Source organism: Burkholderia sp. IDO3 (assembly GCF_003366075.1).
Lineage (GTDB): Bacteria > Pseudomonadota > Gammaproteobacteria > Burkholderiales > Burkholderiaceae > Burkholderia > Burkholderia anthina.
Map to the genome: position 1 here is coordinate 419,038 of NZ_CP028962.1, position 23,825 is coordinate 442,862.

General features: G+C 66.6%; 20 protein-coding genes, 1 pseudogene and 1 riboswitch. Of the genes and pseudogenes, 10 read left to right on the forward strand and 11 right to left on the reverse strand.

The window, feature by feature from the left end; translation table 11 throughout:
* Positions 1–62 precede the first annotated feature (62 nt).
* Positions 63–983 carry a LysR family transcriptional regulator gene (locus DCN14_RS02070; RefSeq protein WP_096507902.1) on the forward strand — a complete coding sequence of 307 codons (921 nt, stop codon included), beginning with the start codon at positions 63–65 and terminating at the stop codon, positions 981–983.
* A 27-nt stretch (positions 984–1,010) separates the two neighbouring features.
* Here the strand turns inward: DCN14_RS02070 and DCN14_RS02075 are convergent, their stop codons facing one another.
* Positions 1,011–1,841: a helix-turn-helix transcriptional regulator gene (locus DCN14_RS02075; RefSeq protein WP_096507901.1), complete on the reverse strand. Its 831-nt coding sequence runs from the start codon at positions 1,839–1,841 to the stop codon at positions 1,011–1,013.
* Between the two features lie 229 nt (positions 1,842–2,070).
* On the opposite strand from DCN14_RS02075, the gene DCN14_RS02080 reads away from it, so the two are divergent.
* From DCN14_RS02080 to DCN14_RS02095, 4 genes are all read left to right on the forward strand, one after another.
* Positions 2,071–3,795: an amidohydrolase gene (locus DCN14_RS02080; RefSeq protein WP_096507900.1), complete on the forward strand. Its 1,725-nt coding sequence runs from the start codon at positions 2,071–2,073 to the stop codon at positions 3,793–3,795.
* A 189-nt stretch (positions 3,796–3,984) separates the two neighbouring features.
* Positions 3,985–5,100: a polyamine ABC transporter substrate-binding protein gene (locus DCN14_RS02085; protein ID WP_096507899.1), complete on the forward strand. Its 1,116-nt coding sequence runs from the start codon at positions 3,985–3,987 to the stop codon at positions 5,098–5,100.
* A gap of 90 nt (positions 5,101–5,190) precedes the next feature.
* Positions 5,191–6,774 (forward strand): DUF3138 family protein, encoded by a 1,584-nt coding sequence (locus DCN14_RS02090; RefSeq protein ID WP_096507898.1) that lies wholly within the window; start codon positions 5,191–5,193, stop codon positions 6,772–6,774.
* A gap of 97 nt (positions 6,775–6,871) precedes the next feature.
* Positions 6,872–7,948, forward strand: coding sequence for a C45 family peptidase (locus DCN14_RS02095; RefSeq protein WP_096507897.1), 1,077 nt, complete (start codon positions 6,872–6,874; stop codon positions 7,946–7,948).
* Positions 7,949–8,002: 54 nt separating this feature from the next.
* Here the strand turns inward: DCN14_RS02095 and DCN14_RS02100 are convergent, their stop codons facing one another.
* The 5 genes from DCN14_RS02100 to DCN14_RS02120 all read right to left on the reverse strand — a co-directional run bounded on the left by DCN14_RS02100 (position 8,003) and on the right by DCN14_RS02120 (position 11,891).
* Positions 8,003–9,388: an MFS transporter gene (locus DCN14_RS02100; RefSeq protein WP_096507896.1), complete on the reverse strand. Its 1,386-nt coding sequence runs from the start codon at positions 9,386–9,388 to the stop codon at positions 8,003–8,005.
* Between the two features lie 199 nt (positions 9,389–9,587).
* Complete coding sequence (locus DCN14_RS02105; RefSeq protein ID WP_096507895.1) at positions 9,588–10,175, reverse strand: hypothetical protein; 588 nt, start codon at positions 10,173–10,175, stop codon at positions 9,588–9,590.
* A 54-nt stretch (positions 10,176–10,229) separates the two neighbouring features.
* On the reverse strand, positions 10,230–11,087 hold the full coding sequence (locus DCN14_RS02110) for a hypothetical protein (RefSeq protein ID WP_096507894.1): 858 nt from the start codon (positions 11,085–11,087) through the stop codon (positions 10,230–10,232).
* A gap of 35 nt (positions 11,088–11,122) precedes the next feature.
* Entirely contained in the window at positions 11,123–11,491 is a 369-nt protein-coding gene (locus DCN14_RS02115; RefSeq protein WP_096507893.1) for a hypothetical protein, read from the reverse strand.
* 22 nt (positions 11,492–11,513) lie between these two features.
* Entirely contained in the window at positions 11,514–11,891 is a 378-nt protein-coding gene (locus DCN14_RS02120) for a helix-turn-helix domain-containing protein (RefSeq protein WP_096507892.1), read from the reverse strand.
* A gap of 135 nt (positions 11,892–12,026) precedes the next feature.
* Here DCN14_RS02120 and gstA point away from each other — a divergent pair, with 135 nt between their 5' ends.
* The gene (gstA, locus tag DCN14_RS02125; RefSeq protein ID WP_096507891.1) at positions 12,027–12,665 is read left to right on the forward strand and encodes a glutathione transferase GstA; all 639 of its coding nucleotides are present in this window, start codon (positions 12,027–12,029) and stop codon (positions 12,663–12,665) included.
* Positions 12,666–12,698: 33 nt separating this feature from the next.
* On the opposite strand, the gene DCN14_RS02130 is transcribed toward gstA, so the two are convergent.
* Complete coding sequence (locus DCN14_RS02130) at positions 12,699–13,709, reverse strand: sodium:calcium antiporter (protein ID WP_096507890.1); 1,011 nt, start codon at positions 13,707–13,709, stop codon at positions 12,699–12,701.
* 73 nt (positions 13,710–13,782) lie between these two features.
* Positions 13,783–13,958: riboswitch (yybP-ykoY riboswitch) on the reverse strand.
* Between the two features lie 284 nt (positions 13,959–14,242).
* Here DCN14_RS02130 and DCN14_RS02140 point away from each other — a divergent pair.
* The 3 genes from DCN14_RS02140 to DCN14_RS02150 all read left to right on the forward strand — a co-directional run bounded on the left by DCN14_RS02140 (position 14,243) and on the right by DCN14_RS02150 (position 19,205).
* Positions 14,243–16,057 (forward strand): ExeM/NucH family extracellular endonuclease, encoded by a 1,815-nt coding sequence (locus DCN14_RS02140; RefSeq protein ID WP_096507888.1) that lies wholly within the window; start codon positions 14,243–14,245, stop codon positions 16,055–16,057.
* 828 nt (positions 16,058–16,885) lie between these two features.
* Positions 16,886–18,733 carry a peptidase S10 gene (locus tag DCN14_RS02145; protein ID WP_096507887.1) on the forward strand — a complete coding sequence of 616 codons (1,848 nt, stop codon included), beginning with the start codon at positions 16,886–16,888 and terminating at the stop codon, positions 18,731–18,733.
* Positions 18,734–18,815: 82 nt separating this feature from the next.
* Positions 18,816–19,205, forward strand: a complete 390-nt coding sequence (locus tag DCN14_RS02150) for a 2-oxoglutarate dehydrogenase (protein ID WP_240327244.1) — start codon at positions 18,816–18,818, stop codon at positions 19,203–19,205.
* A gap of 189 nt (positions 19,206–19,394) precedes the next feature.
* Here DCN14_RS02150 and glyA read toward each other — a convergent pair whose 3' ends face one another.
* Positions 19,395–20,642, reverse strand: coding sequence for a serine hydroxymethyltransferase (gene glyA / locus DCN14_RS02155; protein ID WP_115531402.1), 1,248 nt, complete (start codon positions 20,640–20,642; stop codon positions 19,395–19,397).
* A gap of 557 nt (positions 20,643–21,199) precedes the next feature.
* On the opposite strand from glyA, the pseudogene DCN14_RS38565 reads away from it, so the two are divergent.
* A pseudogene (locus DCN14_RS38565) lies at positions 21,200–21,360 on the forward strand (thiamine biosynthesis protein ThiJ); the annotation flags it as partial.
* A gap of 122 nt (positions 21,361–21,482) precedes the next feature.
* On the opposite strand, the gene DCN14_RS02160 reads toward DCN14_RS38565, so the two are convergent.
* The 3 genes from DCN14_RS02160 to DCN14_RS02170 all read right to left on the reverse strand — a co-directional run bounded on the left by DCN14_RS02160 (position 21,483) and on the right by DCN14_RS02170 (position 23,772).
* Positions 21,483–22,967: an aminotransferase class V-fold PLP-dependent enzyme gene (locus DCN14_RS02160; protein WP_096507884.1), complete on the reverse strand. Its 1,485-nt coding sequence runs from the start codon at positions 22,965–22,967 to the stop codon at positions 21,483–21,485.
* 172 nt (positions 22,968–23,139) lie between these two features.
* The gene (locus DCN14_RS02165) at positions 23,140–23,496 is read right to left on the reverse strand and encodes a TrfB-related DNA-binding protein (protein WP_096507983.1); all 357 of its coding nucleotides are present in this window, start codon (positions 23,494–23,496) and stop codon (positions 23,140–23,142) included.
* Positions 23,497–23,514: 18 nt separating this feature from the next.
* A complete protein-coding gene (locus DCN14_RS02170; RefSeq protein WP_096507883.1) occupies positions 23,515–23,772 on the reverse strand; it encodes a PAAR domain-containing protein in 258 nt (85 codons plus the stop codon).
* Positions 23,773–23,825 lie beyond the last annotated feature (53 nt).

Below are 23,825 nucleotides of genomic sequence, written 5' to 3' on the forward strand. Positions count from 1 at the left end.
GCGCGCGATGCGCGTCGTGCCGTGCCGGCCCGGCAACGCGCGCATGCGCAGCGGCTTGAAGCATGTTCTCGAATACCACCGATCTCGATCTCCGGCTCATCCGGGTCTTTCTGGCCGTCGTCGACGCACGCGGCATCACGGCCGCCGAGGCGTCGCTCGGCGTGCGGCAGTCGACCATCAGCACGCAGCTGTCCGCGCTCGAAGCGCGCGTCGGCTTCAAGCTGTGCGATCGCGGCCGCGGCGGCTTTCGCCTGACGTCGAAGGGCGAGCGCTTCGCGGCGACCGCGCGCACGCTGGTCGCGGCGACGTCCGAGTTCGTCGCGCGCGTGCGCGACATCGACCGCAAGCTGGTCGGCACGCTGTCGATCGGGCTGATCGGCCAGGCGCCGCTCGTCGAGAATGCGCGCCTCGCCGACGCGATCGGCGCGTTCCGCAAGCGCGACCAGGCCGTCACGTTCGCGATGAAGGTCGCGTCGCCGCAGGAGCTGGAGGAAAGCCTCGTCAACAACCAGCTCGATCTCGCGATCGGCTATTTCTGGCATCGCGTGCCGGGGCTCGACTACACGCCGCTGTTTACCGAGGAGCAGGTGATCTACTGCGGGCGCGGGCATCCGCTGTTTCATGCGTCGCGGCCGGTGTCGGCCGACGATCTGCAGGCGCACGACTGGGTATGGCGCACCTATCCGGTGCCGGAGGAGCAGTATCCGCTGCCGGAGCGGCGCGTGACCGCGAGCGCGGACAGCATCGAGGCCGCGACGATCCTGATCCTGTCGGGCGGCCATCTCGGCTATCTGCCCGCGCATTACGCGGAGCCGTTCGAGCAGCGCGGGCTCGTGAAGGCGGTCGGCCGCTCGACGTTCAGCTTCGACGTGCCGCTGCATCTCGCGATGAAGCGCAGCACGAGCGACAAGCCGATCGTCGATGCGTTCTGCGACGACCTGCTGCGCGCGTTCAACATCAAGTCGGTCGCGCTGGCCGCGTAGCGCGCGCGGCGTGCGCGCCGCGTCGCGTCAGCAGTCCACCATCACCCAGTCGAACAGCTCGCGGCGCGTGCGCACGCCGAGCTTCGCGAACGCGCGTTTCACGTACGACTCGGCGGTCGACAGTTTCACGTCGAGCTGCTGCGCGGCCTCGGGCACCGAACGTCCGCACAGCAGCAGCTTGCAGATCTCGTGCTCGCGGCGCGACAACTGCACCTGCTGCCGTTCGAGACGCGCATCGAAACCCGCATACGACACCGCGCTCGCCGACATCGACGTGACCCGCCGCGCGGCGCACGAGCGCGCATGCAGCTCGAACATCGGGAACAGCAGGTCGACCATCTGCCGGAAGTGGAACAGCTCGTCGGTCGTGAACGCGGCCTGCCCGTCGGTGCGCGCGAGCCCGAGCGCGTACTGCATGTGCGCGGTGCCGTGCACCAGCACGCATTCCTGCGCGATGCGCGGCTCGTCGAAGATGCGGCGGCGGAAGTCGCCCTGCGCGAGCCCGTCGATATGACGCTGCACGAGCAGCGTGCCGGCCTTGCCGCGCAGCGGCGCGAACAGCGGATCGACGTGGCAGTAGTCCTGGTAGTACGCATCCATCACGCGCAGCGTGTCCGACGCATAGCGCGTGCTGCCGCTGCCCAGCCACTCGACGACGTGACCGGACGCGCTGCCCGTGTCGGCGCGCCAGCGTTCGAGATGCACGGCGTCGGCTGCGATGCTGTCGTTCACGAACGCGGTGATCGCGCCGATGAAATCGGGCGTGCCGACCGCGCGCAGCGTCGCGCCGAGCGAGCCGGGCCGCACGCCGACCAGGTAGTGGCCTGGCGCGCCGGGATCGGGATGGAGAAGTCGCATGGTGGGCGGAGTCGAGCGGATGACAGCGCGACGTTACGCGAAGCCCGCGTGCGCGTCTGCCGGGAATTCACCGGATTTTGCAGCCCGTGTCGCGCGTTGTCCTCACATTGACGACAAGCAACCCGCCGCGCACCGCCCGATTCCGCGCAAGCCCCGGCGCCGGGGGGGCAGACCCGTGCGTATCGTCTGCCTATAGTGAAAGCACTTCGAAAACCGGAAAGGACAAGCAATGCAGAACCCATCGACGCACCCGGCCGCGGCGCCGGCGGATTTCGTGCTGACGCACGCGAAGGTCTACACCGTCGATCCGCATCGGCCGTGGGCGCAGGCCGTCGCGGTGCGCGACGGCCGGATCGTCTATGTCGGCGATACCGCGGGCGTGCACGCGCATGTCGGCGCGGCGACGCAGGTCGTCGATGCGGGCGGGCGGCTCGTGCTGCCGGGCTTCGTCGAGTCGCACTGGCACTTCGAGACGACCGCGTTCGCGTTCCAGGCGTTCGTCAACTACGAGGATCCGCGGAAGGTGCTCGGCGCGCTGCGCGCGTACGTGGAAGCGCATCCGGACGAGCCGGCGATCACCGGGATGGGCTGGGTGCAGGCGACGATTCCGCCCGCGCTGCTGCGCAAGGAAACGCTCGATGCGATCTGCGCGGATCGCCCGGTGTGCCTGCTGTCGACCGACTTCCATTCGATGTGGGTCAACTCGAAGGCGCTGGAGATCGCGGGCATCGACGCGTCGACGCCGCCGGTGCAGGAAGGCGCGAGCTGGTTCGAGAAGGACGCGGTGACGGGCGAGCCGACCGGGCTGGTGGTCGACGGCGCCGCGTATTCGATCCTGATGCAGCGGATCAGCGCGGCCGGGCTGCTGCCGACCGGCATCGACCTGTACCTGAAGTCGATTCCGCCGTGGCAGAAGAAGCTGTGCGCGGCGGGCGTGACAACCGTGTTCGATGCGGGCTTCTTCGATGCGAGCGGCGACCAGTCGCTGCTGTACGAGACGCTGCAGACGATGGAGCGCGCGGGCGACCTGAAGCTGCGCGTGGTCGGCAGCGTCGCGGTGATCGGCGAGATCGACGATCCGGTCGGCACGCTGGTGAAATATCGCGAGCAATACGATTCGCCGCTCGTGAAGGCGCGCGCGCTGAAGCTGTTCCTCGACGGCACCGAGGCGAACCACACCGCGTATCTGCTGGAGCCGTACGCGGACCGCCCCGACACCTGCGGCGCGCCGACGATGCCGGCCGACACGTTCAACCGCTATCTCGTCGAAGCCGATCGCGCGAACGCGAACGTGATGGTTCACTGCGTGGGCGACGCGGCCGTGCGGATGGCGCTGGAGGGCTTCGAAACGGTCAATCGGGACAACCCGCCGCGCGATCGCCGCCACGTGATCACGCACGCGTTCCTCACGCATCCGGACGACATTCCGCGCTTCCGCCGCGCGGGCGTGATGGCGAACACGCAGTTGCAATGGGGCGTGGTCGACGCCTACACCGAGCAGTTGCGCGACCACTACGGCCACGAACGCTGGAGCAACATGTACAAGTTCCGCACGTTCGTCGAGGCGGGCGTGACGGTGTCGATCGGGATGGACGGCCTCGCGTGCCAGTGCCGCTGCCAGCACAAGCCGCTCGAACACATCGAATCGGGCCACACGCGCCAGCTCGCGGGCGAGCCCGACGCGCCGGTGTTCCCGGACATCGCCGAGCGCCTGAGCATTCCGCAGCTGATCGCCGCGTACACGATCCACGGCGCGTACCAGCTCGGGATGGAGCACGAGGTCGGCTCGCTGACGCCCGGCAAGCGCGCGGATCTGGTCGTGCTGGAGAACGACCTGTTCGAAGTCGGCCAGTACGACATCGGCCGCATCGACGTCGCGCTGACGATGATGGACGGCGGCGTCACACACGTGGGCGAGGCGTTCGGCGCGCGCACGGGCATCGGCGTTCGCTGAGCGGGCGAAGCGGCAGCGGCGCGGCGAAGCGGTGACGGAATCGCTTTCAAACCGCTTGCGCCGCATGCCGATTGTGTAGCGTGTCCCCCTGTTGGCAGGGCAGACCGGCCAATTTCCTCTGGCTACATTTTCCTGACCGAACGAAACACCGTTCGCGACGAACGGACCACGATATCGACGGAGGAAAACATGGCAGGAGACTGGAACCACACGCTGCGAACGGCCTGCGCGGCGCTCGCGCTCGGCGGGCTCGCGGGGCTCGGAGCGCCGTCCGCGCACGCGGCGGATGTCGTCAACGTGTACAACTGGGGCAACTCGATCGGCAAGCAGACGGTCGCGAACTTCGAGAAGGCGACCGGCATCAAGGTCGTCTACCAGGAGTTCGATTCGAACGAGACGCTGCAGGCGAAGCTGCTGTCGGGCACGTCGGGCTACGATGTCGTCGTGCCGTCCGACATCTTCTGGGCGCGGCAGCTGCAGGCCGGCATCTATCGCAAGATCGACAAGGCCCAGGTGCCGAACTACGGGCTGCTCGACCCTGAAATCATGAAGGTGCTGTCGAAGGACGATCCGGGCAACCAGTACGGCATTCCGTGGACATGGGGCACCGACGGGCTCGGGATGAACGTCGAGAAGGTGAAGGCCGTGCTCGGCAACGACGCGCCGCTCGACAGCTGGTCGCTGCTGTTCGATCCGAAGTACGCGAGCAAGCTGAAAGGCTGCGGGGTGTCGGTGCTCGATTCGCCGGTCGACGCGTTCGGGATGGCGTTCGTCTATCTGAAGAAGGATCCGAACACGACGAACCCGGCCGACTACCAGGCCGCGTACGCGCTGCTGAAGACGGTGCGGCCGTACATCACGCAGTTCAATTCGACGAGCTACATCAACGATCTCGCGGGCGGCGACATCTGTATCGCGCTCGGCTGGTCGGGCGACGTGAACTCCGCGCGCATCGCGGCCGCCGCCGCGAAGAAGCCGTATCACATCAAGTACGTGATCCCGAGCGAAGGCAGCGCGATGTGGTTCGACATGATGGCGATCCCGAAGGACGCGCCGTATCCGGACGCCGCGCAGAAGTTCGTCAACTTCGTGCTGTCGGAGAAGGAGAGCGCGAACCTGACCAACGACACGTCGTATCCGTCCGCGGTGCCGTCGTCGAAGCGTCTCGTGCGTGCGGAAGTGACGAGCGATCCGTCCGTGTTCCCGCCGGCCGACGTGATCCGCAAGCTGAGCCTCAGCAAGCCGGTTCCGCCCGAGCTGATGCGCCTGCAGAACCGGCTCTGGACCAAGCTGAAGACCGAGTAAGCCGGCCCCGTTCCCCGCTTTCGTTTGCGCGTGCCCCGCCGCCCCTCGCGGCGGGCGGGGGCGCGCTCGTCCCGACGATTCCCACACGACATGAAAATCAAACACATGACGGCGCTGTGCCTGCTCGCGTTCGACGCGGCATCGGCATTCGCACACACGCCGCGCGACGCGACCGACTCGAGCAAGATGAAGGTACTGCAGGCGCAGGTCACGGCACTACAGCAGCAGGTGAGCGAGCTGCGCGCGAGCATGCTCGCGGCGAAGGCGCCGGCGACCGCAAGCGCTGCCCCGGCATCGGCCGGCGGCGCGCCGATCGGCACGATCGACACGGCGGCGGCCGCCACCCCGGCAGCGGATGCCGCGCCCGCGTTCACGAACGACGACCTGCAGCAGATGCGCGAGCAGATCGCGAACGCGTCGCTGAAGGTCGACTCGCTGCAGGAAGCCGCGACGACCGGCCCGCTTGCGGGCCTGAGCATCACCGGCTACATCGATCCGGTGTACCTGTTCAACCGCGCGCAACGCACGTCCGGGTTCCAGTTCCTGAACCACGATCCGGGCGCGTACGACTACTTCAACAGCACGATCGGCGACGTCTACCTCGACATCAAGAAGACCTTCGGCGTCGGCCCGATGGCGCCGTCGGCCGAGATCGTGATCCAGCCGAACCGCGGCTTCGGCAACGTGTTCAGCAACGCGCACGGCGGCATCGGCAACAACATCGTCACGCAGGCGCAGGTCAACGTGCCGCTCGGCACGACGAAGACCTTCGAGGCCGGGATGATGACGAGCCTCGCCGGCTACGAGGTGCAGCCGTCGAACCAGATGCTCACGCTCACGCATGGTTTGCTGTACGACTTCAGCGAACCGGGCAACCTGGTCGGCATCGGGCTGAAGGGCTCGAACGACGCGATGACGCGCTTCTGGCAGGTGATCGTCGGCAACGAGGTGCTGCGCACGGCCGGCGCGATCGCGAACGCGGCGAACAACACGACCAAGACCAACTGGACGCCGACCCTCACCGCGCGCTTCGACAACGCGACGTCGACCGCATTCGACTTCGGGATTTCCGGCATGCTCGGACGGCAGTCGCTGTTCTCGCCGTGCGCGGATGCGGGCGGCTACGGCTACCAGTGCAACGGATCGTCGCCGACGGGCCTCTACAAGTACGTGGAAGCCGACATGACCTACACGCACGACAAGACGCAGATCAACGCGCAGGTCGACTACGGCGAATTGCAGAAGGGCGCGTGGAACGGCGGCACCGCGCGCTGGTACGGGATGTCGCTGCTCGGCCATACGAAGTGGACGTCGGCGTGGGTCGGCCGGATGGGCGCGACGCTGCGCGTCGACTACCTGAACAACACGGCGAACGGCGGCGGCGGCACGAATATCCAGTACGGGCTCGCGGGCGGCAATCCGTCGGTGAACGGGTCGAGTGGCTTCGGCATCGATCCGTCGTGCTTCCGGGGCTCGGCGGCGAACGGCACCGAGTGCAAGGGCGCGCAGCGCTATGCGATCACGGCCGACCTGCTGTTCTATCCGACGCAGCAGATCACCGTGAAGGTCGAGTATCGACACGACGCGGCGAACCATCCGGTGTTCCTGAGGAGCAACGGCACCTACGGGCGCAGCAACGATCTGGCCGGGATGCAGTTCATCTACGCGTTCTGATCGAGGCCGTCGCCTGCCAGCGCCTGCCGTCGCCGCGCGAGGCAACCCGGTCCGGGCCGGATGCGCCCGGACCCCATTCAACCCAGGAGAATTCATCTTGAAGCTGCACACTTTCGCGACCGACCTCACCGATCCGCGCGCGCGCGGCCGCCGCATCGGCGAGCAGTTCGCGGCGGAGATCCGCGAGACGGTCGCGCGCTACCTCGCGTTCTTTCCGAAGCTCGGCATCGCGCCGCAGCGCGCGCGGGAGATCGGCGAGGCGAGCCTCGCGTCGCTCGGGGCATGGTGCCCCGCGCTGGCCGACGAGATCGATGCGATCGCGGACGGCGTCGACCTGCCGCGCTGGCAGCTCGCGTGCCTGAACGCGCGCACCGAGATTCTCGCCACGGCGCCCGCATCGGCCGAAGGCGAATGCTCGACGACCGTCTACGCACCGGCCGGCCCCGACGCGCCGCGCACGCTGCAGACGTGGGACTGGCACGACAGCCTCGCGCCGCAAGGTTTGCTGATGCAGTTCGGCACGCGGCACGGCCCCACCGTGAAGCTGTTCTCCGAATTCGGGATGCTCGCGAAGCTCGGCGTGAACAGCGCGGGGCTGGGGCTGCACTTCAACATCCTGCACCACGCGAGCGACAACGACGGTGCGGGCGTGCCGGTGCACGCGATCGCGCGGCGCATGCTCGAAGAAGCGACGACGGTGCAGGACGCGATCGACCTCGCGCGCAGCGCGCGCGTGAGCGCGTCGACGGTGCTGACGGTATTCACGCGACAAGATGGGCATCCGCGCGCGGCGAGCATCGAGCTGAGCCCGTCGGGCGTCGGTGTGGTCGTGCCGCGTCCGGACGGCTGGCTTCTGCATACGAACCACTTCCTCGATCGTGCGTTGAGCGGCGGCGAATGCATGCCGGACAGCTCGACGACGCGCGAGCGTTTCGCGCACCTGAACGATGTGGTGACGGGGATGACGAGCGCCGACGTGCGCGAGCGTGCGGCGGCGATGTGCGGCGCGGCCGGCGACCAGGCGGTGGTGTGCTTCCATCCGGATCTGTCGATGCCGGACACCGAGCGCTGGGAAACGCTGCTGACGGTCGGTATCGATACCGACGCATGCGCGCTCGACTACGCGGCGGGAAATCCGCACGACCTCGCGCGCGACGGGTTCCTGCGGTTCTGATTCGCGGATGGAGGGGAGAACGGTGTGGCACGCGCGTGCCGCACCGGTTTGCACTCAGGCGTCGATGCGCTCGACCTTGCCGACCAGCAGCCCGTACGACAGGCTGCCGGCGAGCGCCATCGCGGCGATGTAGGTGATCGCGCGCGAGAAGTCGGCGCCGTCGACGAGCAGCCCGATCACGATCGGCGTCGCGATCGCGGACAGGTTGCCGATCAGGTTGAACATGCCGCCCGTGAGGCCGAGCAGCCGCGCGGGCGCGAGCCCCGACACGAGCGACCACGTGATCGACGCGAAGCCGTTGCCGAAGAACGCGATCGTCATGAACGCGATCACCCAGCCGGTCGAGCTCACGTAATTCGCACCGATGATGCAGGTCGAGATCAGCAGCCCCGAGATGATCGGCAGCTTGCGCGCGAAACCCTGCGATGCGCCGCGGCGCATCAGCCAGTCCGACAGCAGGCCCGAGCACAGCACGCCGACGAACGCGGCGAGAAACGGCAGCGACGCGAGAAAGCCCGACTTGATGAAGTCCATTCCGCGATACTTCACGAGATAGGTTGGGAACCACGTGAGGAAGAACCACAGCGTCGAGTTCAGCGCGAACTGCCCGAGATAGATGCCCCACAGCTTGCGCCGGCCGAGCACGACGCCGAGGTCGCGCCACGTCGACGGCGTGCGTTCGCTGCGCGCGGCGATGCGGTCCTCGAGATCGACGAGGCCGCCACCGTCGCGGATCAGCGCGATCTCCGCGGCGTTGACGCCGGGGAACGCACGTGGCTCGCGATACACCGCATACCAGATCGCGGCCCACGCGATGCCCACGATGCCGGTCGCGACGAACACCATGTGCCAGCCGAGATGCACCTGCAGCCACGCGAGCACGGGCGTGAGGAACGCGAGGCCGACGAACTGCCCGGACGTATAGCCGCCGATCGCGCTGGCGCGCTCGCGGGTCGGGAACCACGTCGTCACCACGCGGTTGTTGATCGGGTAGGCCGGCGCTTCGAGCGCGCCCACCGCGAGACGCAACACGATCAGCCCGACGAACGAACCGGCGAAGCCGAGCAGCAGCGTCGCGGCCGACCACAGGGCGAGCGCGCCGGCATACAGCACGCGCGGCGACACCTTGTCGACGAGCCAGCCGCCGGGGATCTGCATCAATGCATAGGTCCAGCCGAACGCGGAGAACACGAGGCCCGCGCGAACCGGATCGATGTTCAGTTCCTTGAACAGCGCGGGCGCGGCGATCGACAGGTTGCTGCGGTCGAGATAGTTGATCACGACCGTGACGAACAGCAGGATCAGGATCAGCAGGCGCTTGCGGCTCGGCGGCGCGGTAAAGGCGGCAGCGGTCGTGCGGGCGGCGGAATCTGCGGCGCCGCCGTGCGTGCGCGGCTGCTCCGGCGGGTTGGCGTGGGTGCGTGACGCGGATTGGGCCACGGTCGTCTCCTGTGTTCTGTGCCGGCCTGCACCCGCGTGGCGGGGCGGCCGTATCCAATGGCATTGGGGCGAACGTTAGAGCCGTGCAACGAAGCGCGTCAACATTTGGACAGGCATCCCTATTAATGGGACGCTTTGCACTCAATATATGGGAAAGCCGCGTGAGCGTGCGGGATTTTGCCGTCCGGACTGCCGTGCGCTATTTGCCGCGTTCGACGAACGTGGCGCCGTCATAGCGATATTCGCGCGTCGCGGGGCCCGCATGGCCGATGTAGGTCCACGCGATTCCGAAGCCCGGCGGATCGTCGCGCCACGCGATCGCGCCGTACGGCGACCGGTTGTTCACGTCGGTGTCGAGCGATATGTCGTTCAGGCAGCTTTGCACCGGCATCGCGTAGCGCGAGGTCGCGACGTTCCCGCTGACCTGAAGCGCGTACAGCGTGCCTTCCTCGCCGGCGCCGCAGTAACCCATCGGGTTGTCGCTCGACGATTGATTGACGACGACCAGGACGAACTCCTTGCCGTCGATGACTTTCGAGCTTGCCGACGGGAAGCCGATGCTCGACGCCGACGCGACGGCCCGACGCAGGGCTGTTGGCAAGCGCACCGTGGACGTGCGGTGATGTGCGGCATCGATCTCCACCAGGCGTTTTCCGTCCTGTTGCAGTTCGTGCCCGCTGGATAGCCGGACCGACGCAGGCGCGTCGGTGTCGGCGAATGCGCTCGCGGCAACGGCGATGGTGGCGGCGCAGACGCACCACTTCGTCAGCGAAGATGTAGCCCACATGGAAAATTCCTGAATGCCTTCGGCGATGGCGCTCGTCCGGACCCGCCCGTAAAGCTAGCGGGCTGCCTCCTTCGCCGCGACCCACCCCTGCGCCGTGCCGCCGCGCGGATTGCGGTACAGCACCTTCAGCCACTGGAAATCGGCGCTCGCATCGACCAGTTCCAGCGTATCGCCCGCGACGACGTAGCGGCGCGTCGGCGCATCGTTCATCGCGTCGTGCAGCGGCAGGCGCGCCGGGCGCACCTTGAACGTGACCTTGCCGCCGCCGTACGCATCGGGGCGGCGCGAGACGCGCTTGCCGTGCTCGTCGTAGGTCAGCAGCATCGACGACGGGCCCGAGTCGCCGTCGAGCAGGTCGCGAAGATCGTCGGGAATCGCTTCGCTTGCCTGATAGAGATACATCCTGCCATTGCCGTCGAAACGGTACGCATCGGTGTACCAGATCGGGCCGCCGCGGCACGCGCTGTACAGCGTGCGTTCCTTCGGTTTCGCCTGCACGTTGATCAGGTCGTCGCAGTTGCCGTGCGGCATGTCGGCGGCCGGCATTTTCAGCGGCTCGAACTGCTGGCGTGCGGCGTCGTACGGAAAGATGCCGTAGCGCTCGTTGACCATCCCGAGCAGCGCGTGCGCGGCGAGATCGCGGTGGCCGTCGAAGTTGTAGTCGTCCGACGCGAGCCGGTAATGACCTTCCTCGTCGGTGACGCCGACGTCGAGCGTCTGCGTTTTCCCGCCCGGCAGGAAGCGGATCGTGACGCGCGTGCCGTCCGCGCGTTCGACGCGGGCCGTGACGGTGTCGTCGACCTTGAACGTGAGCAGCGGTTTGGCCGCATGCGCGGCGGCAATCGACGCGCAGCACGCGATCAGCAGCGCGCAATGGCGGAGACGCGGTTGGATTCGCAAGATGGGTGTCATGAGCGGCGTGCCGGCGCGTGGAGGGAATGGCGGGCTTACGCGCTTGCGCTGTCGTCGCGATAGCCGCGCTTGCCGTCGAAGAGTTCCTTCAGCGCGGCGCGCAGCATGACGGGGTCGTGCTCGCCGGGCGCGAGATGGATCACGTAATGCGTATTGCCGTCCAGCCGCGCGGCGGTGCGCTCATCGAGCTCGACTTCGATCGTGTCGCCCGTCAGGCGTACCGCCAGATCCTTCACGTGCGCGGTGAGCTGGTCGTGCACCATCACCTCGATCGATGCTTCCTCCGGAAAGCGCAGCAACGAGAAGCAATAGTCTTGCCGCGCGTCGTGGCAATAGATGTTCGCGCAGCTTTCGTCGTCGTCGATGTCGGACGTGGCCGCGCCGACGGTGGCGTGTAGTTCCATGATGGTTCTCCAGGCATGGGGGTTATCGGGGCAGGCCGGCTTCGGCTTCGATCGCGTCGGGCGTCGCGCGCGCATCGCATTGCGCATCGCGCGCCTTCAGCCACAGCCCGAATTCGCGCATGACTTCGACGACGGGCCGCAGCCGGTCGCCGTCCGCGGTCAGATCGTACTCGACGCGCACCGGCACTTCCGGATACACGGTGCGCCGCACGAAGCCGGCGTCTTCGAGCGCGCGCAGATCGAGTGTCAGCATCCGCTGCGAGATGCCCGGCATGTCGCGGCGCAGGTCGCTGAAGCGCTTCGGCCCGTCGAGCAGGTACGACACGAGCAGCAGCCGCCAGCGACCGCCGAGCATGCGCATCGCTTCTTCCACGGAACATCCTGTCGCACTTGTTTTCATGCTGCTGACCCTGGTCGGTAACTTTTTTGTGGCTACGGCACAAACGACTGCCGTCTTCTCATCGCTGCGTCGATGCGAGATATTAGCGCCCGCGTCGCGGCGAATCGAGATACGAACCTCCAACGAAGGAAACGCATGAAGCTCTACCACGCTCCCGGCAGCTGTTCGCAGGCGATTCGCATCGTGCTGCGCGAAGCGGATCTCGACGCGCGGATCGTCACGGTCGATGCGCGCAAGCATCGGATCGACGACGGCCGCGACTACTACGACGTCAACGCACTCGGCTACGTGCCGCTGCTCGAACTCGACGACGGCACGATGCTGCGCGAAGGCCCGGTGATCGCGCAGTATCTCGCGGATCGGCGCCCGGAAGCGGGGCTCGCGCCCGCGTACGGCACGCTCGCCCGCTACCGGCTGATGGAATGGCTGAACTTCCTCGGCACCGAAATCCACAAGGGCTTCATTCCGCTGCTGTATGCGGTGCAGGCAGGGCAGTACGTCGAGCCGGCGCGGCAAAAGCTCGACGGCCGCTTCGTGTGGATCGACCGGCAACTCGACGGCAACCTGTACCTCGCGGGCGAGACGTTCACGATCGCCGATGCGTATCTGTTCGCGCTGACGGGCTGGGGCAAGGCCGACTGGATGCGCTCGGTGTACAACGCGGATATCGACCTGAGCCGGCATGCGAACCTGCGCGCATGGTACGAGCGGGTGCGGGCGCGGCCGGCCGTGCAGCATGTGCTGCAGGCCGACGCGCGACCGAACGCGTCCTGATGCGCCGGACACGCTCGACGGGATTCAGCGCATTCAGCGCGTCAGCGTCACGAACAGATAGCCGGCATACGCAACCCCGTTCGCCAGCAACGCCCCGATCGCGAGCCCGCGCGCACGCGCATTGACGCGCAGCCAGACCGCCGCCGCGAGCGTGATGACCACGCCGGTCAGCACTTCGGGGCGCGGCTCCCACGGCGTCAGCATGATGCCGATCGCCGGCAGCAGCGTGCCCTGGAACACCATCGCGCCGGTGATGTTGCCGAACGCGAGCGTGTCCTTGCCGCGGCGGATCCACAGCACGCTGTTGACCTTCTCCGGCAATTCGGTTGCGATCGGCACGATGATCAGCGACAGCAGCAGCGCGGAGATGCCGAGCAGGTGCGACACGCCTTCGACGCCGTGAATGAAGCCCTTCGCGCCGCCGACGAGCAGCGCGACGCCGAGCGCGAGCTGCAGCGCGATGGTCGCCAGGTTGGTCGGCAGCCCGACGCGCGACAGGAACATCGCGTGCGGCGCTTCGGTGCCGTGCCCGGCATCGACGAGTTGCGTCGACGCGCGGAACGTCATCACGACGTACAGCACGTAGATGCCGACCAGCATCGCGCCGAGCAGCGCGCGAACCGCCCACACGTGATGCGGGACGAACATCGCGACGGTGGCGAGCGCGAACGCGGCGATGAAGTAGTTCAGGTCGCGCACGAAGCCGGTCCGTTCGGGCGCGATCGCGCCGGTCAGTCCGCGCGAGCGGATCACGGCGAGCGTCATCAGGAAGGTCGTCAGCGTCGCGAGCATCAGCGGCGCGCCGAGAATCGCGCCGACGCCGATTTCCTCGTTCACCGCCGCGTTCGACGTGCCGCCCGCGAGCGCGAGCAGCGGCACCATCGTTTCGGGCAGCGCGGTGCCGACGGCCGCGAACAGCGACCCCGTCACGCCTTCGGAAATCTTCAGCCGTTCGCCGAGATGTTCGAGCGCATTCGTGAAGAGTTCGGCGGCGACCAGGATGACGATCAGCATGAACGCCAGTTCGACGAGCATCAACGTCATGCGGCACCTCCGCAGGCAAGCGCACGGGCTGGGGCGATATGTGAGGGGAAAGCCGGGAGGAACATGGGGACTCCGTGGTCGGACGTGGACGAACCATGACGCATCTGCCGACGTCCGACCTGGAACGACGCGATGCGTCGATGGTCTCGCCAGACCGATTCGGCCGAACGCGCCACGGCCGCAGGCCGAGTGTGTTGACGCGTTCGCTTTCCGGGGATGGAAAGCAGGCTACTCCCCAAAGACGAAGGGCAGTCTAATCGAGCCGGATGCTTTCGGCAAGCATGCGAATGCGATCGCGAATCCGGCGCGGCGGCCGACGCCGCGATGCGCATCCACGTTCGCGCGTCGCGCCGCCGCAATGTGCCGCACGATGGCCGCGACCCGCACAGGCACGCTGCGGCGTGCCCGGCGCGGCGGGTACGCCGGCGTCCGGCAAGCACGGTGCAAATTACATCCGACTGTCCGTTCATTACCGGAAACTGTCATTAAGCGCCGCTAAGCTTTCGCCACCCTCACAACCGGGATTTCCCGTCATGCGCGCCACAATCCGCCTGTTTGCCCCGCTATTGCTGCTACCCACGCTCGCCGCACCGGCATTCGCGGCCACGGCCGCGCCCGTCAGCCCGAACTGCGGCGGCAGCACGACGCCGATCGCCGACATCCAGGGGCCGGGCGCACCGTCGCCGCTCGCCGGCCAGAACGCGTCGATCGAAGCTGTCGTCACCGCCGATTTCGGCGGCACGGACGGCTTCGGCGGCTTCTTCGTCCAGCAGGCGGACGCGCAGCGCCGCAACCAGCCGGGCGTATCGGAGGGGCTGTTCGTCTATGCGCCGAAAGCGCGCGCGAAGGCCGGCGATCTCGTGCACGTGACGGGCAAGGTCGAGGAAAAGTACGGGCAGACGCAGCTCACGCTGGCCGGCGCGATCGCGGTGTGCGCGAACGGCCAGACGGTCACGCCCGCGACGCTCGCGCTGCCGGTCGACAACGTGAACGCGTTCGCCGCCTATGAAGGGATGCGCGTGCGCCTGCCGCAGACGCTGACCGTCACCGACAACTACGAGCTCGGCCGCTACGGCAGCGTGATGCTGAGCAATGGCCGTCTGCGCACGCCGACGAGCGTGGTGCTGCCGTCGCAGGCGCAGACGCAGATCGATGCGAACGCGCGCAACCAGCTGATCCTCGACGACGGCTCGAACAAGCAGAACCCGGCAACCGTGCCGTATCCGGCGCCGGAGCTGTCCGCCGCGAACACGCTGCGCTCGGGCTACACCGTGCGCAACGTCGAAGGCGTGCTCGAGGTGCGCTACGGCGCGTGGCGCGTGCAGCCGCTGCCCGGCGCGGCCGTGCCGGCGTTCGACAAGCGCGAGAACCCGCGCACCAACGCGCCCGCGCGCGATCCGAAATCGAACCTGCGCGTCGCGTCGTTCAACGTGCTGAACTACTTCAACGGTAACGGCCTCGGCGGCGGCTTCGACGATCCGAACAACCGCGGTGCGAAGAACTACGAAGAATTCCAGCGTCAGGAAGCGAAGATCGTCAGCGCGCTGAAGGCGCTGAACGCCGACGTGATCGGCCTGATGGAAATCCAGAACAACGGCTACGGCGAACTGAGCGCGGTGCGCCAGCTCGCGGCGAAGCTCGGCGGCAACTGGCGCGTCGTCGATCCGGGCGTGTCGCGTCTCGGCGGCGATGCGATCACCGTCGCGATGATCTACGACAGCCGCGCGGTCGAACCCGTCGGCCGCGCGTCGACGCTCGCGATCGACGACAAGAACCGCCAGCCGCTCGCGCAGTCGTTCCGCCGCGTCGGCGGCAACAAGCAGGCGCTGACGATCGCGGTCAACCACCTGAAGTCGAAGAACTGCCCGGACGCGACGAACGACGATCTCGACCAGGGCGACGGCCAGGGCTGCTGGAACCCGACGCGCACGCGCGCGGCCGCGAAGCTGGCCGACTGGCTCGCCGGCACGCCGACGGGCGTCGCGGGGCAGGGCGTGCTGCTGATCGGCGACTTCAACAGCTACACGCATGAAGACCCGATCCGCCTGCTCGAATCGCGCGGCTATCGCAACCTCGTGTCGCGCTGGATCGGCGCGAACGCGTACAGCTACGTGTACAACGGCGAAGCCGGCTATCTCGATCACGCACTCGCGTCGCTGCCGCTCGCATCGCACGTGAAGGCCGTGCACGAATGGCACATCAACGCGGACGAGCCGCTCGCGCTGCAGTACACGCTCGCGTACAAGTCGGCGGATCAGCAGAAGACGTACTACGCGCCGGACGCTTATCGTTCGTCGGATCACGATCCGGTGCTGATCGATATCGCGCTGCCGGGCGGCGGGAACTGACCGCCGGCCGAACACGACGCGAAGCAACGCGTGCGGCGAAGCCGCACGTCGTCGCGCGAGCGGTGGCGATGACGCAGCATCGCGCACTGCCGCTCGCGCGGCGCCTCTCCCCATGCATCACGTGTCCGGCGCACGATTGCCCGAGCGCAATCCGGCATGCGCGGAACGAATGATCGCTTCTTCATTGCAATACCGCGCGTATTGCATATCGATGCCGTCCGGACCGGACGGCCGATTTATTCGAGCGGCATGTAAATAATTCCGTATTTCGATTCGGTGAATTATTCGGGTCGGTATTTTGTGGGTGGCGATGGTTTTATTCGGCGTGACGCATCAATCGAATTGCGATAATTAAAATGAAAGAAAAGCCATTCGATTCGATGCGGTTGTACGCGTGGCGCCAGGGCTCGCAAAGCATTGCGCGGCATGCGGGAAAGCGCGTGGATTCCAGCGAGCGGGACGGATATCACGTATCTAATTCGAACTATCGTTTTCTTTCAAATTCAATACACTGGCCGCCGTTTGCATCATAAGAGAATTTTTAATATCGGAATGATCTTTGACAACGCGGCGCAGCACCGCCTATTTTTGTCATGTCGTAAATTTTGGTAATAAAAAAGTCGTCAGAACTGCAAGGGGGCGGCGTCCACGCATCATTCTCCGCCAGCAGTTTGCTGTGTCTGTATCAAGTTCGGTCTCTCGAAGCAGTCCCATCCCCAACCGCCGTCTGCCGACCGTGCAACGCGAGTGGCGGGTACGCCTGCGCGTTTCGCGCCGGCGATGGCGGCCTGTGTGAAGCGGTATCCGACCCAACACAAGGATAGAGGCATGAAACCAGACAGGAGCAGGACCGGCAGCCGCCGCGAACGTCGCGGCCGGCTGGCCGGGCTAGGCGCATTGACCGTCGTCACGCTGGTGCTCGCGGGCTGCGGCGGCGACGATTCGTCGTCCGTCGGCGCGTCGAGTCTCGCGCAGACCACCGCCAGCCAGCAGGCGAGCGCGCAGGCGGCCGGCAGCCAGACGCCGTCGGCCAACCAGCCTTACGTCGACCCCGTCGCCTATTCGATGAATGCGGCCGACAGTCTCACGGCCGCGCAGGTCTCGGAGAAGGCGGCCGTGATGCATTACTCGTGGAAGTCCGGCGGCACGACGGTCAACTACACGACGACCACGGGCCACCTGACCGCGCAGGACGCGAGCGGCAATGCGGAAGCGTCGATGTCGTACGTCGCGTACACCGCGCCGGGCAAGAACGGCAAGCCGCGCCCCGTCACGTTCGTCTATAACGGCGGCCCCGGCTCGTCGTCGATCTGGCTGCGGCTCGGCTCGTTCGCGCCGACGCGCGTCGCCACGCCCGATCCGCTGTTCGGCAACAACTGGCCGAACTATCCGCTCGTCGACAACGCCGAAAGCCTGATCGACACGACCGACCTGGTGTTCATCGACCCGCCGGGCACCGGGCTGTCGGAAGCGGTCGCGCCGAACACCAACCAGAAGTACTGGAGTACGGATGCGGACGTCAACATCATGCGCGACTTCATCCAGCGCTACCTGAACGTCAACAGCCGCGGTACGTCGCCGATCTACCTGTACGGCGAGTCGTACGGCACGCCGCGTACCGACATGCTCGCGCTGGCGCTCGAATCGGCCGGCGTGCATCTGACGGGGATCGTGCTGCAATCGTCGATCCTGAACTACTTCGCGGACGCAACGGAAGCGGTGGCGATCACGCAGTCGACAGAAGGGCTGCTGCTCGACACCGATACCGTGGCCGGCTATCTGCCCGGCTATGCGGCGGTCGCGGCGTACTTCAACCAGGTGTCGCCGGCGCCGGTCAACCAGGATCTGTATGCACTGCAGACCGAGTTGTTCACGACGCTGATCTACCACCAGTTGCAGAAGTACTCGCAGTCGTGGGTGTTGAGCCAGCTCGGCATTCCGGATGCGCTCGGCACGCCGGTCTTCCCGAGCGATGCGACGCTGAAGCTCTGGTCGTTGCCGTCGAGCATGACCCTGCAGGCGCTGCGCGGCTACTTCAACGCGAATCCGTTCGGCACGAGCCTGCTGCCCGGCACGACGATCGGCCGGTACGACGGACGCGTGTCGTTGCCGAACGCCGATCCGCGGCTGCAAACGGACGGCGACCCGTCGGACATCCTGATCTCGCAGCCGTTCACGAACGCGCTCGCGACGCAGATGCCCGATTACCTCGGCTACACCGCGCCGAACGCCACGTACATGCCGTTGAACGACGCCATCATCGAGGTGTGGGACTTCTCGCATGACGGCCAGCCGATGCCCGACACGATCCCCGATCTGCTCGGCGCGCTGCAGTTGAATCCGAAGCTGCAGGTGCTCGCGGAAAACGGCTTCCACGATCTGGCGACGCCGTTCTTCAACACGGAGAAGCAGCTCGCGCGGCTGCAAACGGTGAGGGGCCTGAACCCGAAGCTGCAAGTGAACTTCTTCCAGGGCGGGCATATGATTTATCTGGATGACGTGGCGCGTCCGCAGATGAAGCGCGACCTGAAGACGTTCTACCAGGGCAGCCGGATTCCGACCGCGCTGACGCTGCGCACGCTGCCGCCGCCGTGGCCGGACGAGAACCCGGCCGGCACGCCGACCGGCAGCGTTCCGGACGCGACGGCCGCGACGACGCTGGCAACGGCGCCGTAAACGACGGACTCCTTGTCAAAGGAACCCTCTATTCATCCATTGAATGCGAGCGATCATGTCCCTAATCCAATTGATGCGGCGTATGTCTCCGTTGGTCGTCGTCGGTGCCGTGATGAGCAGCGCCTACGCATTGCCGCCGCAGGCGGTGGCGCCGGTGAAGCTGCCACACGGCGGGCACGGCGTCGACGGTCCGTTCTTTCCTTCGACCCGCGTGGCGCCGGTGTTGCCGTCGACCGGCGCGACGTTGCAGCAGCAGGCGCAAAAGCGCGTCGACGCCAGGCTCGGCGGCAATACGGTGTTGAGCAACGGCGCGGCCGTGACGAAGGCGCAGGCGCAGAGCAACGGGCTGGGTTTCGTCGCGAAGCACTTCGACGAGATCGATGCGAAACACACCGGCCGCGTGACGATGAGCGATGTGAAGCAGTTCATCCAGCAGCGGCAGGTGCAGGCGCAGCAGGAACAGCAGGAGTGACGGTGTAGCGGTGCGGCGTCGGGCGTGTGCGGGTCGTACAAGGCTCGACCTCGCGCGATGATGAAAAAACGGGCTGCCGAATGAACGGCAGCCCGTTTTTCATGCGCTCGCGCCGCAACCGGATGAAGCAGCGAACGAGGCGGCGCTTTCGAAACCGGCCGCGTGCGTCGCGCGTCGCGTGTGACGCGATCAGCCGTAGACCGGGAAACGCTTGGTCAGCTCGGCCACTTGCGCGCGTACGCGCTCGATTGTCGCTGCGTCTTCCGGCGCTTCCAGCACGTCGGCAATCAGGTTGCCGACCGTCTCGGCTTGCGCCGGGCCGAAGCCGCGCGTCGTCATCGCCGGCGAACCGAGGCGGATGCCGCTGGTGACGAACGGCTTTTCCGGATCGTTCGGGATCGCGTTCTTGTTCACCGTGATGTGCGCTGCGCCGAGCGCCGCTTCCGCGGCCTTGCCCGTGATGTTCTTCGCGCGCAGATCCACCAGCATCACGTGGCTTTCCGTACGGCCCGACACGATCCGCAGCCCACGCTTGACCAGCGTTTCAGCCAGCACGCGTGCGTTCTCGACCACCTTCTGCTGGTATTCCTTGAATTCCGGCGACAGCGCTTCCTTGAACGCCACGGCCTTCGCCGCGATCACGTGCATCAGCGGGCCGCCCTGGATGCCCGGGAAGATCGCCGAGTTGATCGGCTTTTCATACTCGGACTTCATCAGGATCACGCCGCCGCGCGGGCCGCGCAGGCTCTTGTGCGTGGTCGTCGTCACGAAGTCCGCGTGCGGCACCGGGTTCGGGTACACGCCGGCGGCGATCAGGCCGGCGTAGTGCGCCATGTCGACCATCAGGTAGGCGCCGACCGACTTCGCGATCTTCGCCAGACGCTCGAAGTCGATCTTCAGCGCGAACGCCGATGCGCCCGCGACGATCAGCTTCGGCTTGTGCTCCTGCGCGAGCTTCTCGGCGGCTTCGTAGTCGATGTCTTCGTTTTCGTTCAGGCCGTAGCTGACGACGTTGAACCACTTGCCCGACATGTTCACCGGCGAGCCGTGCGTCAGGTGACCGCCGTGCGCGAGGCTCATGCCCATGATCGTGTCGCCCGGCTTCAGCATCGCGAAGAACACGCCCTGGTTCGCCTGCGAGCCCGAGTTCGGCTGCACGTTCGCGGCTTCCGCGCCGAACAGCTGCTTCACGCGGTCGATCGCCAGTTGCTCGACGATGTCGACGTATTCGCAGCCGCCGTAGTAGCGCTTGCCCGGATAACCTTCCGCGTACTTGTTCGTGAGCTGCGAGCCCTGTGCGGCCATCACGGCCGGGCTCGTGTAGTTTTCCGACGCGATCAGCTCGATGTGCTCTTCCTGGCGGCGGTTTTCCTGCTCGATCGCTGCAAAGAGTTCGGGATCCACATTTTCGACGGTGCTGGTGGAGCGGTTGAACATGTCGTATTCCAATGGCAAATGGCAGATTGAGAAATGCCATGCCGGACGGCGTCCGTCATGGCGAGGGAATCTTGTCTTGCAAGGGATTCAGCGGGGCCGGATGCGACATCGCGGCGGCCCGGCGGACGACGGCGGTGCTCTGTCTCCCGGCGTCATATTTGAAAAGAGCAGCCGGGTTTGCGCAAGAACGATTGCGACAAATCGGTAGAACGCCGTCGGCACCGGCGGGTGCGGAATCGGCGGGCGGGATGCGGTGGCCGCGGGTGCGGCATTTGGGCGACAGATCGGATCGGCAACGAAGACGGCGGGCGGGCGCCGCCGGCTCGACCGGGTCATGCGGTCAAGGAACCGATTCCGGCGCGGCGACGCGCGCTGCTGACGTAGCCGGATTCGTCAGACGCAAGCGGGCGGTTGCCGGGGCGCCGCCGGTGGGGCGCACGGAACGGCGGAGTCGGCGCGGTCATCGAGCGGTTCGTGAAGCGAGAGCATCTGCACCGGTGCGTTCGTGCTCGCAGGCGGCTGGCTGGACGGCAAGCGCGCGACCACGCACAGGAACCGCGCTGACGAATCGCGTGGCGTTCTGGTGTCACCGGACCTTCGATCTTCCGGTCGAGAACGGATTCGATGAACTGCCGTCGCGTTGACCGCCGATGCCTGGGCGCGCTACGGCGACGCGACGTCCGACTGGATCGCGCTGCAACTGGAGTATCCGGAGTAGCCGGCGCAGGATTGGCGCGTTAACCGATACGAACCGTGCGCTTCCCTGCCCGGAATGCGTACGGCGCGTGACGAGCGGGGCGCTGCTTTGGCGGGGCGTGTGGCGTGCCCCGCGGAACGCGCTCAGGCCGTCGCCGTGCGGCGGGCCATCAGCCGGTTCCACAGCATTCCCGCCCGGCTTCCGCTTCGGCAATACGCGAGCACCGGCTTCGGCAGCGCATCGACCAGCGCGCCGAACGCGTCGATTTCCGCATCGCCGATGCGATCGCGTTCGACCGGCAGATAGTATGCGTCGAGCCCGACCTCGCGGGCAGCGGCTGCGATTTCCTCGAACGCCGGTTGATCGGCGTCTTCGCCGTCGGGGCGGTTGCAGACCACCGCGCGGAATCCGGCATTGCGGATCGCCTTCAGGTCTGCCGGGCAGATCTGGCGCGACGCGGTGAACCCGGTCGATGCCGCGACCCGGCATTGCTCGATCGCGCGCTGGAAGCACGCGATCGCGAAATCGACGTCCTGTTCCGTCGTGAAGCGTCCGAAGCTCACGCGCACGGTGCGGCTCGCGGCGTTCGCGTCGAGACCGATCGCGGTCAGCACGTGGGACGGGGCGCCGCTCATCGAATTGCAGGCGGACGTCGACGACACGGCCAGCGAATCGCCGAGCATGAACGGAAAGAAGCCCGGCGCGTTCACCGTCAGGCTCAACGTGTGCGGAATGCGTCGCGCCGCCGCGGCGTTGTGCGTGACGTCGCCGAGTGCGAACAGCGCGTCCGTCAGCCGTGTGCCGAGTGCTGCGATCCGCGCGGCTTCGCGCTCGAGCTTCTCGGCGGCGACTTCGCACGCGACGCCCATGCCGACGATCTGATGGGTTGCCAGCGTGCCCGAGCGCAGGCCGCGTTCGTGTCCGCCGCCGTGGATCTGCGGCGCGATCCGGGCGGCGATGTCGCGCCGCACGAACAGCGCGCCGATGCCCTTGGGACCATAAACCTTGTGTGCGGACATCGACATCAGGTCGATGCCGAGCGCGCGCACGTCGATCGGCGTCTTGCCGAGCGCCTGCGCGGCGTCGACGTGCAGCAGCGCGCCGGCGGCGTGCACGATGCGCGAGATCGCGCCGATGTCGGTCAGCGTGCCGAGCTCGTTGTTCACGAGCATCAGCGACACGAGGCCCGTATCGGGGCCGATCGCGGCGGCGATCGCGTCGACGGTGATCTCGCCGTCGGCGGTGGGCGACAGGTAAGTCGCCGTCATCCCGCGCGTCGACAGGTTCGCCATCGTGTCGAGGATCGCCTTGTGTTCGATGCGGCTCGTGATCATGTGGCGCTTGTCGGCCGCGTTCTCCGCATAGCCCTTCAGCGCGAGGTTGTTCGACTCGGTCGCACCCGACGTCCAGACGATTTCGTCGGCATCCGCACCGATCAGCGCGGCGACCTGTTCGCGTGCGCGCTCGACTTTCTCCTTCGCCAGCCGGCCGGCCGCGTGCGAGCTCGACGCAGGATTGCCGAAGACGCCGTCGGCGCCGAGGCAGGCCGTCATCGCTTCGATCACGCGGGGATCCGCAGGGGTGGTGGCTGCATAGTCGAGGTAGTGCAGCGGGGTCGTATCGCTCATGTCCTTCTCTTGATCTTTCTCTTTCGAATGGGAGAAATGATACGAGGGCGCGTGGGGAAAAAGGATCCAAAGTTGGCTGGCGATTCAGCTTGATGTGGAATGATGTTTTGTTTTTTCTTGAATATATGGAATTTATTTTTGTTTGGCCCGGCTGGTCAGGGTGGCGGATCGGTCATGCGGGTGGCCGCATGACCGCCGCACATGCGTCAGTGCGGCGCTCCATGCTGCGCGGATCGGGCAGATTTGAAGATCGCCGTGCGTCCCGCACCCAGGCGTGCAGCGCGTGCTCGTACTTCGCCGGGATCGTGATCGTGAGCGTGATGACGCGCGTGTCGGCGTCCGATCGATCGAGATGCCGTTGCCAGGCCTTGCGCACGAGCTGCGACATCGCGGAGCGCGTCATGCCCAGTTCGGCGGCCAGCGCCCGTTGTGACCGGCCCTTCACGAAAATCTCGTGCAAGGCCCACTGGTTCAAGGGTTTGATCCGGGTATCGTGCATCCGCAACCGCCGGAACTGTTCGGCAGTCATGCGTCGGGGCTCGAGCATTCAGATGCGCCCCGAATTCGGAAGTGACGAAATCAGCGCCGCGCCGCATGACGTCTCGTGACCGTTGAACGCGGCGGCCCGGCCTTCGACGTTGAAGTCCGGATCGCCTTCGACGATGGTGCACGGGCCGTGGATCGGACACGAACACGTGTCGCCGATGCGCGCGACTGCGTGACCCATCACCTTGCTTGTTGCCGCACCGGTTTCGACCTGGCCGCCGTGGGTATGTATGTCGCCTACCCGGATGATTCCTCGCATATATGCTCCTCTGAATGATTCGTGTGGTGGTTGCGTGCGTGGGCAGCGCGGTC

Bases quoted from the DNA above. Each gene is read 5' to 3' on its own strand.
- DCN14_RS02080 (WP_096507900.1), top strand. From the start codon at position 2,071: ATGCAGAACCCATCGACGCACCCGGCCGCGGCGCCGGCGGATTTCGTG.
- DCN14_RS02150 (WP_240327244.1), top strand. From the start codon at position 18,816: ATGTCTCCGTTGGTCGTCGTCGGTGCCGTGATGAGCAGCGCCTACGCA.
- DCN14_RS02130 (WP_096507890.1), bottom strand. From the start codon at position 13,709: ATGACGTTGATGCTCGTCGAACTGGCGTTCATGCTGATCGTCATCCTG.
- DCN14_RS02075 (WP_096507901.1), bottom strand. From the start codon at position 1,841: ATGCGACTTCTCCATCCCGATCCCGGCGCGCCAGGCCACTACCTGGTC.
- DCN14_RS02105 (WP_096507895.1), bottom strand. From the start codon at position 10,175: ATGTGGGCTACATCTTCGCTGACGAAGTGGTGCGTCTGCGCCGCCACC.
- DCN14_RS02140 (WP_096507888.1), top strand. From the start codon at position 14,243: ATGCGCGCCACAATCCGCCTGTTTGCCCCGCTATTGCTGCTACCCACG.
- DCN14_RS02070 (WP_096507902.1), top strand. From the start codon at position 63: ATGTTCTCGAATACCACCGATCTCGATCTCCGGCTCATCCGGGTCTTT.
- DCN14_RS02090 (WP_096507898.1), top strand. From the start codon at position 5,191: ATGAAAATCAAACACATGACGGCGCTGTGCCTGCTCGCGTTCGACGCG.
- DCN14_RS02165 (WP_096507983.1), bottom strand. From the start codon at position 23,496: ATGACTGCCGAACAGTTCCGGCGGTTGCGGATGCACGATACCCGGATC.
- DCN14_RS02115 (WP_096507893.1), bottom strand. From the start codon at position 11,491: ATGGAACTACACGCCACCGTCGGCGCGGCCACGTCCGACATCGACGAC.
- DCN14_RS02120 (WP_096507892.1), bottom strand. From the start codon at position 11,891: ATGAAAACAAGTGCGACAGGATGTTCCGTGGAAGAAGCGATGCGCATG.
- DCN14_RS02085 (WP_096507899.1), top strand. From the start codon at position 3,985: ATGGCAGGAGACTGGAACCACACGCTGCGAACGGCCTGCGCGGCGCTC.
- DCN14_RS02145 (WP_096507887.1), top strand. From the start codon at position 16,886: ATGAAACCAGACAGGAGCAGGACCGGCAGCCGCCGCGAACGTCGCGGC.
- DCN14_RS02110 (WP_096507894.1), bottom strand. From the start codon at position 11,087: ATGACACCCATCTTGCGAATCCAACCGCGTCTCCGCCATTGCGCGCTG.
- glyA (WP_115531402.1), bottom strand. From the start codon at position 20,642: ATGTTCAACCGCTCCACCAGCACCGTCGAAAATGTGGATCCCGAACTC.
- gstA (WP_096507891.1), top strand. From the start codon at position 12,027: ATGAAGCTCTACCACGCTCCCGGCAGCTGTTCGCAGGCGATTCGCATC.
- DCN14_RS02170 (WP_096507883.1), bottom strand. From the start codon at position 23,772: ATGCGAGGAATCATCCGGGTAGGCGACATACATACCCACGGCGGCCAG.
- DCN14_RS02160 (WP_096507884.1), bottom strand. From the start codon at position 22,967: ATGAGCGATACGACCCCGCTGCACTACCTCGACTATGCAGCCACCACC.